Below are 12787 nucleotides of genomic sequence, written 5' to 3' on the forward strand. Positions count from 1 at the left end.
CGGGCCCTCAAGCCAGGTGTCCGGTGTCGTTCCACGACTCGATGGCCGGTTCGCCGTAGGCCCAGCCCAGGGTGGAGATCGAGGTCGGGTTGAGGCGGACGCGGGCGGCGAAGTCGACGCCGAGGCCGAGCCAGCGCGCGCCGATGGAGCGCAGGATGTGCCCGTGCGCGAAGACCAGGACGTCACGGTCCGCGCCGCGCGCCCAGGCCACCACCTCGTCCGCGCGGGCGGTGATCTGCTCCAGGGTCTCGCCCCGGGGGACGCCGTCGCGCCAGATGAACCAGCCGGGGCGGACGGCCTGGATGTCGGCCGGGGTCATCCCCTCGTAGGAGCCGTAGTCCCACTCCATGAGCGTGTCCCAGGTGGTGGCGCGCTCCCCGAAGCCGGCGATCTCACAGGTCTCGCGCGCACGCGCCAGGGGGCTGGTGCGCACCTCGACGTCCTTGAGGCCGTCGAAGGGGGCGCGGTGCAGGCGCTCGCCCAGGAGCTTCGCGCCGTTGCGGCCCTCTTCCAGGAGCGGGACGTCCGTCCTGCCGGTGTGCTTCCCGGACAGGGACCACTCCGTCTGTCCGTGGCGGGCCAGCAGGATGCGCGGTGCCATGTCGAGCCTTTCCGAGCCGACAGCCCATCGGTGGAGACCATCAGCCGTCATAGAGGGAATTCTGTGGACAGACAGCTGTCCGTCCCCTCCATCATCACTCACGTGCCATGTCGCGATCACTCCTGCCCGCCAGGAGCAACCCGCTCGTCGATCTCTGCGTCTAAGACGACCGGGGACCGCCTCAGCGTCCCATCGCGTACGCCGTAAGGTGAGGCGCCGTTGAACACCGCATGACCAAAGACAGATGGGGGACCGACCGGATGCCGCAGACTGACGCTCCGGGCACCGGGGGCATCAGCGGGCTTCGGCTCCGCTGGTGGACGGAGCTGCCGCTGATCGTGCTGGTGTACGCCGCGTACTCGGCGGGACGCCTGCTGGCCCGCGGCGATGTGGCGGGCGCGGTCGACAACGGCCTGAGCATCCTCCGGGTCGAGAAGTTCCTGCATCTCAACGCCGAGCACCCGCTGAACCGTCTCTTCACCGACCATTCCTGGATAGGTGTCCCCGCCGACTTCTGGTACGCGTCCCTGCACTACCTGGTCACGCCCCTGGTCCTCGTGTGGCTCTTCCGCAGCCGCGCGGTGCACTACCGCGCGGCGCGCGCGTGGCTGATGACCTCCACCATGATCGGCCTGGTCGGCTTCACGCTCCTGCCGACCTGCCCGCCCCGCCTGCTGAGCGAGGGGTACGGCTTCGTCGACACCATGGCGCAGTACAGCGACTTCGGCTGGTGGGGCGGCGAGGCCAGCGCGCCGCGCGGGCTCGGCGGCATGACCAACCAGTACGCGGCGATGCCCAGCCTGCACGTGGGGTGGGCGCTGTGGTGCGGGGTCGTGCTGTGGCGCCAGGGCCGCTCACCGCTGGTCAGGACCGCGGCGGTGGCCTACCCCCTGATCACCACGATCGTCGTGATGGGTACCGCCAACCACTACTTCCTCGACGCGGTCGCGGGCGCCGCGGTGATGGGCCTCGGACTGCTCCTCGCACAGCCGGTGCTGCGACTCGCGGACCGCGTGAAGGCCAGGGTCAAACTGCCGTTCGATGTCGCGCGGCCTTCGTCGGGGGTCGCGGGCGGGGCCCGCCCGGCGCCCCACGCGGGCGTGTCGTCCGTCTCGTCCGCCCCAGAGTCCTCAATTGTCAGTGGCGGGTGCCAGACTTCCGTGGGTGAGCGAATTCCCCGGCCGCGCAAGCGGCCTGCCGAGCCAGGCGCCGAGCCCAGTGCCCGACCCGCCGAAGCGGGGGACAGCACTCCGACAGCGGCTCGCTGAGCTGCGCGGACCGGACGTCCCCGCGTCGCCGCTCGACGCCCGCGCGCTCGCGGCCCTCGCCGCGAATCCGGGTTGCCGACGGCGCGCGCTGCTCGACGGCGCGGGTGTGAACAAGGCGACGCTCGCGCAGTCACTCGGCTCCCCCGCACCCTTCGGTCAGTCGCAGTTCGCGTTCATGCGGGGCAACGCCTTCGAGGCGAAGGTCAAGGCCGACGGCGGCGCGGAGCTGCTGCGTCTGGTGCACGGCAGGCTCGGGGGCGGCCCGGAACCGGTGCCGGGTGAGTCAGCCGTCCCCGACCTCGCCGCGGTGGGCCCCGAGGGCCGCGCGGCCCGCACCTCGCTCGCGCTGCGCGAGGCCACGGCGACGGAGGGCTGGACCCTCCTGGACCACCCCATGCTGGCCCTCGACGTGGCGGGGACGCCCGCCTTCCTCGAACCGGACGCGGTGGTGGTCCATCCGGACGGCGGCTGGACGGTCGTCGAGATCAAGTCCTTCCCGATGATCGACGGTTCGGCGGACGCCGCGAAGGTGGGCGCGGCGGCCCGCCAGTCCGCGGTGTACGCCTTGGCGCTCGAGCGGGTGGCGGCCCACATGGACCCCGCGCCCCGCATCCGCCACCACGTGCTCCTGGTCTGCCCCAAGGACTTCTCGAACCTCCCCACGGCGTCGGCGATCGACGTGCGCAAGCAGATCTCCGTGACCAGGCGCCAGTTGGCGCGCCTGACCCGCATCGAGGACATCGCGGACGCGCTCCCGGAGGGCACCACCTTCGACGTGAACCGACCCACGGCCGACCTGACGGCAGCGGTCGAATCGGTCCCGGCGACGTACGCCCCCGAGTGCCTGGCCGCCTGCGAACTGGCCTTCCACTGCCGCGAGCGCTCCCGCGAGGAGGGTGCGGTGACGGCGCTGGGGCGTTCGGTGCGGGGCGAGCTCGGCGGCCTGACGACGGTCGCCGGGGTCCTGTCGGCGGCGAACGGCACGACGGGCGATCCCGCGGATCCCGCGGTGGCGGCGCTCAGGCGGGCGGCGGCGCTACGGGCCGAGGCGTTGGCCGGCGGGAGCGCCTCGGGCGGGGCCGCAGGGGGTGCGGGATGCTGAGGCACGTGGCCTTCTCGGGCTCTTCGGTGTCGGCTCGACGCCGGGTGATCGGCTGGGTGGACGGGTGGGTGGACGGGAAGGAATCGCCGCGCAGCGGCGGGGCGATCCCCCACGGCCCGCAAGGGAGGACGGCCTGATGTCGCTGATCGACAACCTCGCCCGACTGGAGGCGGTCACCACAGGCCGCGCCCAGCCGCGCGCGACCGTTCGACACCGCCACCTCACCCAGCGCCCCCTCGTCCTCGTCCCCCTCATCACCGCCGGTGAGGCCGGTGCCCCGCTCGGCGCGCTGGTCGGGACGGAGCGCACCTCGCCCCGCGTCCTCGTCGTACCGCAGCCCCGCGACCGCGATCTGCGCTTCACCTTCCTGGCCCAACTCGCCGACACCGTCCTGGAGTACGTGGATTCGTTCACCGAAGACGTCGAGGCGGCGGAACGCAGCGAGACGGACCCCGAGACCGGCAAGCGCGTCAAGGTGGAGGTCGAACTCTGCTCGGACGCACCGCAGTTGATCGTCCCGAGCCGCGCGGGCATCGACTTCGTCCGGCTGATCGGCCGTTCCACCCGCTTCCGCCGCACCGCCGAGCAGGACCCGCAGACCCCGTATCCCGCGCCGCCCCGCGTCCCCCTCCTCGGCCGCTGGCTGACCCACTTCGGGGAGCGTGCCCGCGTCCCGGGCTCCTCCCTCCTGGTCGCCATGACCGAACTGCTCTCGCTGCACTGGGCCACCGGCCAGTCCAGCCTGGAGGACCAGCATCTGGGCGCCCTGCTCGCCTGGATCGAGGCCCCGGAAGGCACCTCGGGCGCCGACGCCGCACTCCGCGCCGAGCTGGCGCGGGACAAGGACGGCCAGCTGCTCTGCCCGCCCGCGGGCCCCGCCACGGACCCGGCGTTCGACAACCGTCTGCTCGCCCCGGCCATCGAGCGGTACGACCGCGCGCGCGGCGTCCTCGCCACCGCGCAGGACGGCATCCAGGCGGACGCCCGCCTCGCCGAACTGTCCGCGGCCGAGCGGGAGATCCGCTCCCTGATCGAGAGCAGGACCCGCCCCACCTGGGACGCCGTGTGGCGCGGCCTCGACGCGCTCTGCACGCTCCCCGAGGCCCCGCACGCCGCCGACCGCTGGACCCGCGACCGCTGGTCGTTCACCGGCCACCGGGACCGCGTGACGGCCGGCGAACCCCCGCAGCCGCGCGTCGACGACGCGGTGACGGCGGCCAACAAGCTCGCCACGCGTGAACGCGAGCAGGCCAGACTCGAGGCACAGGAAGCCCTGGACGACCCCCTGGTGATGGCGGGCCGCCGGCTCGCGGGCGAGGCGTTCGCCGGTGAGGTGACCGAGGTGGTCATGGCGTACAACGAAGCGAAAAGCCCGAGACCCCGCCCCCTGGTCACCGTCCGCACGGACGACCAGCCGCACCTGGCCGAGCGCGCGAAGGTGTACCGCTCGCTGCACGGCAAGCCGCAGTCGGCCGAGTTCGTGACGTACGAGACCGAGGGACCCGCCACGTCTGTCGTCCTGCGCATCACCGACAAGATGGGCCGCGGCAAGGAGCCCGAGCCCGGCTCCGTGCCGGAGAAGGGCGACCAGATCTGCTGGACGCTCTTCGAGCACGAGCAGCGCGGCGGCCCCAAGCTCCCCGACCCCGAGGCGACTCCCTGGACCCACGGCGGCCCGCCGGGCGACGTCGCCGAGCGCCCTGACCCCGTCACGCCGGAGGACACCCTGTGAGTCCGACCGCTCCCTTCGACCGCGCCTCCTTCGACCGCGCCTCCTTCGACCCGGGCGCGGCGGCCGGTCGCGCCACGGACGCGATCCTGCACGACACGTTGCACGGCGCGCACCGCGGCGTCGTCGTCGACTCGCCGCCCGGTGCGGGCAAGTCGACCCTGGTCGTGCGCGCGGCCCGCGAACTGGCCGCGGCGGGACGCCCGTTGATGGTGATCGCGCAGACGAACGCGCAGGTCGACGACCTGGTCCTGCGCCTCGCCGAGAAGGATCCGGAGCTGCCGGTCGGCCGGCTGCACAGCAGCGACCCGGACGCGTACGACAAGGCCCTGGACGACCTGCCCTTCGTCCGTACGTCGACGAAGGCCGCCGACCTCGCCGGGCTCGACGTCGTCGTCTCGACCGCGGCGAAGTGGGCGCACGTCAAGGACGTGGAGCCCTGGCGGCACGCCATCGTGGACGAGGCGTATCAAATGCGCTCGGACGCGCTGCTCGCCGTGGCGGGCCTCTTCGAACGGGCCCTGTTCGTGGGCGATCCCGGCCAGCTCGACCCGTTCTCGATCGTGGGCGCCGAGCAGTGGGCCGGCCTCGCGTACGACCCTTCGGCGAGCGCGGTGACGACCCTGCTCGCGCACAACCCCGAACTGCCGCAGCACCGCCTCCCGGTGTCCTGGCGGCTCCCGGCGTCGGCGGCTCCGCTGGTCTCGGCCGCGTTCTATCCGTACACGCCCTTCCGCAGCGGGACCGACCACGGCGACAGGGCGCTCACCTTCGGTGTGCCGTCGGACGGTTCGGCCCCCGACCGGGTGATCGACGAGGCCGCCGAGTCGGGCTGGGGCCTGCTCGAACTGCCCGCGCGCAACACCCCGCGGACCGACCCCGAGGCCGTACGCGCGGTGGCTCAGGTCGTCCGGCGCCTCCTGGACCGCGGCGGCGCGGCCACGTCGGAGCGCGGCCCCGACCCCACTCCCCTGACGGCCGACCGGATCGCCGTCGGCACCGCCCACCGCGACCAGGCGGCGGCGGTGCGCGCCGCCCTCGCGGAGCTCGGCGTCGCGGACGTCACGGTGGACACGGCCAACCGGCTGCAGGGCCGCGAGTTCGACGTGACGGTGGTCCTGCACCCGCTCTCCGGCCGCCCGGACGCCACCGCGTTCCACCTGGAGACGGGCCGCCTCTGCGTCCTCACCTCCCGCCACCGCCACGCCTGCATCGTGATCTGCCGCGCGGGCGTCAGCGAACTGCTGGACGACCACCCGTCCACGGAACCGGTCCAGCTGGGCGTCACGGTGAAGTTCCCCGATGGCTGGGACGCCATGATGACCACCTGGGACCACCTGTCCAACCACCGCGTGCCATGGCGGCAGGCGTAACGCCAGGGCGCAGGGCCCCCTTGCGCGGCAAGGGAGAATGGAAGACGGCCGCACGGCCGGAAACCGTACGAGGAGGAGAACCATGGCGGAGCCCGAGCGGCCCCGGACCGAGCAGCGCCTTCGACCCGCGCCCCTGCTCTTCGAGCCCGCGGAAGCCGCCGCCGACCCGGAGCACTTCTTCGACCTGGAGTCGATGGAGGACCCCCGGGAGCTGCTTGCCCGCGCCACCGAGCTGACGCACGCCTTCCGTGCCGCGACGGACCGCTCGGTCGAGTTCCAGGCCATCGCGGCGGCCCAGCTCGCCGACCCCCGGCGCTTCGACCGGCTGACGCCCGCCGCGATCGCCGAGCGCGCCCAGTGGACCGAGGACTACGCGAAGAAGATGGTCGAGTTCGGCCGGGATCTGTTGCGCGCGTCCGGCGCGGGCGGCGGCGGCCCGGAGGCCTGAGGGCGGCCCAAAAGATCACGGGCATATGCCAAGGAGGGCAAGGTACTCCTCCGCACCCGCCACTGTCCCCATTTCTGACAACTCTCAGAAATGGAACGCTCACCACCGGTAGATGTAGTTGCCATGAGCAGCACACGTCTCCACCCGGGCCCCGACCCCGCCCGCGTCCAGGACATCTCCGACGTCACGGCCGAGGGAGCCGCCTGGCTCGCCTCCGCGGAAACGTATCCGCGCAGCACGCTCGCCCACTGGCGCAGCCGCCCCACCGCCCCCGCCGTTCTCCCCTGCGGCGCCGTCTTCGACGTGGTGAGCGTCCCCGCGGTCTTCGGCCGGCGGATGCTCGACCGTTTATGGGAGGACGGCCCCGGCTCGGGCCCCGTCGCCGCGCACCGCGGCCGGATGCTCCTATTCGCCGCCCCGGGAACCGCCCAGCGGCTGCCCTCGCTCCTGGAATGGGAGGAGTGGGGCCGAGCCGTGCCCGGCATCCTCTGCCACGGCATGGGGGACGCCGTGACGGTGCCGCCGGTCACCCCGCAGACCCGGGGCGCGGCGCACTCCGGACGCCTTGAGGGGCACCTCGAATCGCGCTGGCTGGTGGCTCCCGATGCCCGCCACCCCTGGCTTCCCGGGCCCGAGGTCATGCTCTGGGCGTGCGTCCGCGCGGCGCGCGCGGCGGCCGGCTCCGCGGTCCGTATATCGATTTTTCCTGGCGGCGATCAGGGTGCTAAGGTCTACGACGTCAGCAGGCGCCGCTAGCTCAGTTGGTTAGAGCAGCTGACTCTTAATCAGCGGGTCCGGGGTTCGAGTCCCTGGCGGCGCACAGACAGAAAGAAGCCCCTCGCGCGAGCGAGGGGCTTCTTTCATGCCCGGTACGAGCTCGGGGTGCGCCCGTCAGCCCACCGACACGTTCACGTTCCAGGCCCCCGACGCCGTACGCCCCTCCACCTCGATGCGCACGTCCTCGCCCGGCACCGTGAAGCTCTCCCCAGCGCTCACCGGCGCGTCCGCGAGCGGCGGATACACCGAGTCGGACCAGCACGCCTCGGAGTCCGGGTGGGCGTCGAGCACCTCGACCGGTCCGCCGCCGGACGGCGCCTCGTTGCGTACGCGGTAGACCAGCACCCCCTCGCTGCACGTGGCGCGGTCGTTGCCCGCCGCCGCGCGTGCCTCGAAGGCGATCGCGCTGCCGCGGCCCGTGCGGACGACCGCCAGCTTGGTGCCGCCGATGCCCCCGCGCAGGGGCCGCGTCGACAGCGGCTCCAGGGTCAGCCGCCGGCCCTCGCCCTCCACGCACGCCACCTGCCGCTGGTCCAGCCAGCCGAGCTTCCACTTGTGCCAGCCGAAGAGGTCGGGGGAGAGCCCGAACTGGCTGCCCATGACGTCCCAGTCGCCGACGTGCGTGTCCCAGTCGCCGTCGCCGTCCGTGGGCCGGTGGTAGAGGTCGGGCAGGTCGAAGACGTGGCCCGTCTCGTGGGCCAGGACGTTGCGGTCCGGCGGATGGCGCTCGAAGACCGTGACGATGCGCTTGATGTCGGCGCCGTCGGCCCGCATCGGCCGGTCGAAGTTGACGACCTTCGTCGCGTCCGAGTCGACGCCGGGGGCGTCCGGGTCGGCGACGAAGTAGACGACGTCGTACCGCGAGAAGTCGACCCGCGGATCGGCGGCGGCCACCGCGTCCCGCAGATAGGCGCTGCGCCGGGAGGCGTTCCAGTCGCGCTGTATGGCGTACGAGGTGGAGTCGTCCGGCATCTCCACCCACTCGCGGCGCGGATGCGGGCGCAGGGCCAGCTTGCCGTAGGAGGCGCGGTCGAAGAACTGGCTGGTGGCGGGGAAGTAGTCGGCCGTCAGATCCTCGGTGGCGACCTGGGGCGGGGAGTCGGGGAAGGAGAGGAAGACCATCACGGCGTCGAGGGCCCGGTCGGGCCGCGTATAGGCGCCGTTCCAGGTGTCCAGGCCCTCCGAGTGGTGCGCCGGTGTGCGCTCCAGCGCACACGGGACCGCCGAGGTCCGGGCGCTCGCGGGGCCCGCGACCAGCCCCGTCGCGGCGAGTGCGGTCAAGGACGTAAGGACGGCGGCCGTGCTGCGCAACCGGGGTCTCTCCCCTCCACGGGTGAGTCCCCAGGGGGGTAGCTGACGCGGCACGTCCACCTCCGGATGCGGATTACGGGGCATCCCACCCACCCTGTGCAGCTTTTTTCTGTTGTGCCCTGTTTGTCTGGGCCAGCCGGGTGATGCGCCACTCCCGGAGCGCTCACGGAACGTCACAAGTTGTCGCCGGGCTGATTGAGGCGTAAAGGAAGCAGTACACGGGCGAGCAGAAACGATCTGTCGCCGGGTAGGTGCCACATCCGTGCCGGGCATGCGCCTGTCCTATGCCCTGCGCGGCCGCCACGCGGCACCGCTCGGTGGCTGGATGCGCCCTCGGGCCAGCCCCTATGATCGGCACACTTTCCTGCGCGGGCCCGGCCTCGCCGAACAACTGCACTGCGGGAGCAAGTGGTGAACGGAACGTCTGAAGGCCAAGCGCCCACAGCGGTCACAGCACCCGACCTCGCCAGGGCGCCCATCACGGAGCGTCGCCATCGGGGGCAGCGGCCCGACCACCGAGCCGCTTTCGCCGCCGCCCCGCTGGCCCTCGGCGTCGTGGACGGCGACGGCCTCGTCATCGACGCCAACGACGCGCTCGCCGAGCTGCTCGGCGTGACCCCGGGCGAGCTCGCGGGGCAGCCGGCCGCCGATCTGGTGGACCTGACGTCGGAGGCGCGCACCTGGCACGCGTACCGCGAGGTGCTCCGCGGCCGCCAGGCCAAGCTGCGCTGTACCCGGCGCCTGAAACATCCCGACGGGCACTCGCTGTGGGTCCAGGTCACGGTCTCGCCGATGCCCGGCGGGCGTACGGTGCTGCTCGCCGCCACCGACATCAGCGCGCGCCGCGAGCTCCAGGCCCGGCTGCGACACCTGCAGATGCATGACCCGGTGACCCGGCTGCCCAACCGCAGCCTGTTCTTCGAGCGGCTGGCCGCCGCGCTCGAAGCGGGTGCGTACGACGACACGGGCACCGGCCGGATCGGCCTCTGCTATCTGGACCTCGACGGGTTCAAGGCGGTCAACGACACCCTCGGCCACCGGGTCGGCGACCGGCTGCTCGCGGCCGTCGCGGAGCGGCTCACGCGGTGCGCCGACGAGGCGGGCCACGGCAGAACGGCGACGCCGCTGGTGGCGCGGCTCGGAGGCGACGAGTTCGCGCTGCTCGTGGAGGACTCGACGGGCACGGACCAGTTGGCCGACCTTGCCGAGACGGCGCTCAAGGCGCTCCAGGAACCCTTCGACCTGGCGGGCCAGCGGCTCTCCGTATCGGCGTCGATCGGTGTCGTGGAGCGGCGCGCCGCGGGGACCACGGCGACCTGCCTGATGCAGGCGGCCGACACGACGCTCTACTGGGCGAAGTCGGACGGCAAGGCACGCTGGACGCTCTTCGACCCCGAGCGCAACGCCCACCGCATGACCCGCCAGACACTGTCGAGTTCACTGCGCCCGGCCGTGGAGCGGGGCGAATTCCTGCTCGACTACCAGCCGTTGGTGCGCCTGGAGGACGGCGGTGTGCGCGGGGTCGAGGCGCTGGTGCGGTGGCAGCATCCGCGCTTCGGTCTCCTTACGCCGAATCGGTTCATCGGACTGGCCGAGGAGGACGGTTCGATCGTGCAGCTGGGCCGCTGGGTGCTGCGGACGGCGTGCCGTCAGGCCCGGCAGTGGCAGCTGGACCACCCGGAACGGCCACCGGTCTTCGTGAGCGTCAACGTCGCGGTGCGCCAGGTGTGGGACTCGGATCTGGTGGCCGATGTCGCGGAGATCCTCGCCGAGACCGGACTCGCCCCCGAACTGCTCCAGTTGGAGCTCACCGAGTCGGCGGTGATGGGCTCGACGGGCCGGCCGTTGCAGGCGCTCCAGTCGCTCAGCGACATGGGGGTGCGGATCGCCATCGACGACTTCGGCACGGGGTACTCGAACCTGGCGTATCTGAGCCGGCTCCCGGTGTCCGTCCTCAAACTGGACGGCTCCTTCGTGCGCGGCTTCCAGTACGACGCCGAGGCGGGCGAGGCGCACATCAACCCCGCGGACGAGGTCATCGTCGAGGCCTTGGTGCAACTGGCGCACCGGCTCGGCCTCACCGTCACCGCCGAGTGCGTGGAGACCACGTCCCAGGCGGCGCGGCTGCGGCGGATCGGGTGCGACACCGGGCAGGGGTGGCTGTACTCCCGCCCGGTGGCGCCGGATCGTATCTCCGCCCTGCTGGCGGCGGGTTGAGGGCTGCTCGGCCGGTCAGGCCGAGGGCAGTCCGTAGGCGTCCGCGATCAACTCGTAGGAGCGCAGGCGCACTTCGCCGCTGTGCGCGTTGGCGGTGATCATCAACTCGTCTGCGCCGGTGCGCTTGGCGAGGTCGTCGAGACCGGTGCGGACCTGGTCGGCGGTGCCGTGGATGACGTTGGAGTTCCAGCTGTTGATGAAGTCCCGCTCCATCTCGTTGAACTCGTACGCCTCGGCTTCCTCCGGGGTCGGGACGAGCCCCGGCTTCCCGGTCCGCAGCCGGACCATGTTCAGGGCGGCGGCGAGGACCTGCCGCCGGGCCTCCTTCTCGTCGTCGGTCGCGAGCGCCGATACGCCGATCAGGGCGTACGGGGCGTCGAGCACCGCGGACGGCTTGAACGACTCCCGGTAGAGGTCGAGCGCCGGGATGGTGTTCTGCGCGGAGAAGTGGTGCGCGAAGGCGAAGGGCAGGCCGAGGACCCCGGCGAGGCGGGCACTGAACCCGGAGGAGCCGAGCAGCCACAGGGGCGGGCGGTGCATGGACTGGACACCGCCGGGTGAGGTGGCCTGGACGGGGCCGGGGACGGCGTGGATGCGGCTGTACGGGTGGCCGTCGGGGAAGTCGTCGTCCAGGAAGCGGGTGAGCTCGGCGAGCTGCTGCGGGAAGTCGTCGGCGCCTTCGTTCAGCCGGTCCGTCCTGCGCAGCGCGGCGGCGGTCGCGCCGTCCGTGCCCGGGGCGCGGCCGAGGCCCAGGTCGATCCGGCCCGGAGCCATGGCCTCCAGGGTGCCGAACTGCTCCGCGATGACGAGGGGGGCGTGGTTGGGCAGCATGACGCCGCCCGAGCCCAGGCGGATCCGCTCGGTGCGGGCGGCGAGGTGGGCGAGGATGACCGCCGGGGAGGAGGAGGCCACGCCCGGCATGGAGTGGTGCTCGGCCACCCAGTAGCGGTGGTATCCGCGTCCCTCCGCCAGCTCGGCGATCTCCACGCTCTTGCGCAGCGCGTCGGTGGCGGTCCGTCCCGCCCCCACGGTCACCAGGTCAAGCACGGAGAGCGGGACCGGCGCGCTGCCGTGCCGCTCGCCGCGGATGTCGTCGCTCGGGTCCACTGTCACGGGGTCCTGCCTCCTGCTGCGCGTGCGTGTGCGGTGCGTACTGCTTCGCAGATCTAACAGGAGGTGGACTCCGCTTTATTCCCCCGGGCTGGTGGGCGGGTTTCGGCTACCCCTTCACCTGCACCACCGGCTCCTTCGTGAAGAGTGCGCCCAGGCTCGGCGCGTTCACCCTGCGGGTGGCCAGGCGCAGGGCCTCCCAGACCGTCACCTGGTTCGCGGTCAGGACCGGTTTGCCGAGGTCCTCCTCCAGGTCGTGGATGTACGCCGCCGTGTGCAGCGCCGTGTCGGGCAGGAGGAGCGCCTCCGCGTCGGGGTGGTCGCCCGCGCGGGCCATGGCTCTCACCTCGTCCCAGCCCCACGTGCCCACCTCCGCCGCCGTGATGATGCCGCTCCCCTGGGTCGACACGACCTCCACGCCGGACGCCTTCAGGAACGAGGCGAAGAGCCCCGCCACGTCCTCGGGATACGTCGCCGCGACAGCGACGCGCCCCGCCCCCACCTCACGTACCGCGTGGGCGAAGGCGAACGACGTGCTGGACGCCGGGAGACCCGCCGACCGGGCCAGGGCGCGGACCTGGTCGTGCGCACCCTCCCAGCCGAAGACGAAGCTCGCGCTGGTGCAGGCCCACACCACCGCCTCCGCCCCGGCGAGGCGCAGTTCCTCGACCCCGGCGGCGAGCCGTTGCGCCGACCCCATCTCCAGGAGCGCGTCGACCCGGTGGGCGTCCTCGCCGATGTCGGTGTGGACGACCTGCAGCCGGACATCACTCCCCAGCATCTGCTCCATGCGGGGGTAGTCGTCCTCAGCCGAGTGACCCGGATAGAGGAAACCAAGTGCGGTCACTTCC

At 72.5% G+C, this 12787-nt stretch carries 11 protein-coding genes and 1 tRNA gene; 8 read left to right on the forward strand and 4 right to left on the reverse strand.

Annotated features, from left to right (window positions below):
* Positions 1-7 precede the first annotated feature (7 nt).
* Complete coding sequence (locus tag ACWD02_RS03370) at positions 8-601, reverse strand: histidine phosphatase family protein (RefSeq protein WP_451203923.1); 594 nt, start codon at positions 599-601, stop codon at positions 8-10.
* Between the two features lie 260 nt (positions 602-861).
* Here ACWD02_RS03370 and ACWD02_RS03375 point away from each other — a divergent pair, with 260 nt between their 5' ends.
* The 7 genes from ACWD02_RS03375 (at position 862) to ACWD02_RS03405 (ending at position 7341) form a co-directional block, all read left to right on the forward strand.
* The gene (locus ACWD02_RS03375; protein WP_451203925.1) at positions 862-1869 is read left to right on the forward strand and encodes a phosphatase PAP2 family protein; all 1008 of its coding nucleotides are present in this window, start codon (positions 862-864) and stop codon (positions 1867-1869) included.
* Positions 1820-2971 carry a hypothetical protein gene (locus tag ACWD02_RS03380; protein WP_451204380.1) on the forward strand — a complete coding sequence of 384 codons (1152 nt, stop codon included), beginning with the start codon at positions 1820-1822 and terminating at the stop codon, positions 2969-2971. Before ACWD02_RS03375 ends, ACWD02_RS03380 begins: the two co-directional genes overlap by 50 nt.
* A gap of 136 nt (positions 2972-3107) precedes the next feature.
* Complete coding sequence (locus tag ACWD02_RS03385; protein WP_451203927.1) at positions 3108-4703, forward strand: hypothetical protein; 1596 nt, start codon at positions 3108-3110, stop codon at positions 4701-4703.
* A complete protein-coding gene (locus tag ACWD02_RS03390) occupies positions 4700-6073 on the forward strand; it encodes an AAA domain-containing protein (protein WP_451203929.1) in 1374 nt (457 codons plus the stop codon). Before ACWD02_RS03385 ends, ACWD02_RS03390 begins: the two co-directional genes overlap by 4 nt.
* Positions 6074-6155: 82 nt before the next feature.
* On the forward strand, positions 6156-6521 hold the full coding sequence (locus tag ACWD02_RS03395; RefSeq protein WP_451203931.1) for a hypothetical protein: 366 nt from the start codon (positions 6156-6158) through the stop codon (positions 6519-6521).
* Positions 6522-6644: 123 nt separating this feature from the next.
* Positions 6645-7277, forward strand: a complete 633-nt coding sequence (locus tag ACWD02_RS03400; protein WP_451203932.1) for a bifunctional DNA primase/polymerase — start codon at positions 6645-6647, stop codon at positions 7275-7277.
* A tRNA-Lys gene (locus ACWD02_RS03405) sits at positions 7268-7341 on the forward strand. Before ACWD02_RS03400 ends, ACWD02_RS03405 begins: the two co-directional genes overlap by 10 nt.
* A 71-nt stretch (positions 7342-7412) precedes the next feature.
* Here the strand turns inward: ACWD02_RS03405 and ACWD02_RS03410 are convergent.
* Complete coding sequence (locus ACWD02_RS03410; protein WP_451203934.1) at positions 7413-8693, reverse strand: M6 family metalloprotease domain-containing protein; 1281 nt, start codon at positions 8691-8693, stop codon at positions 7413-7415.
* A 327-nt stretch (positions 8694-9020) separates the two neighbouring features.
* Here ACWD02_RS03410 and ACWD02_RS03415 point away from each other — a divergent pair, with 327 nt between their 5' ends.
* Positions 9021-10826: a putative bifunctional diguanylate cyclase/phosphodiesterase gene (locus ACWD02_RS03415; protein WP_451203936.1), complete on the forward strand. Its 1806-nt coding sequence runs from the start codon at positions 9021-9023 to the stop codon at positions 10824-10826.
* A gap of 15 nt (positions 10827-10841) precedes the next feature.
* On the opposite strand, the gene ACWD02_RS03420 is transcribed toward ACWD02_RS03415, so the two are convergent.
* Together ACWD02_RS03420 and ACWD02_RS03425 are read right to left on the reverse strand one after the other, a co-directional pair.
* On the reverse strand, positions 10842-11939 hold the full coding sequence (locus tag ACWD02_RS03420; RefSeq protein WP_451203938.1) for an LLM class flavin-dependent oxidoreductase: 1098 nt from the start codon (positions 11937-11939) through the stop codon (positions 10842-10844).
* 106 nt (positions 11940-12045) lie between these two features.
* On the reverse strand, positions 12046-12783 hold the full coding sequence (locus ACWD02_RS03425) for a maleate cis-trans isomerase family protein (RefSeq protein ID WP_451203940.1): 738 nt from the start codon (positions 12781-12783) through the stop codon (positions 12046-12048).
* Positions 12784-12787 lie beyond the last annotated feature (4 nt).

Source organism: Streptomyces sp. NPDC002853 (assembly GCF_053591915.1).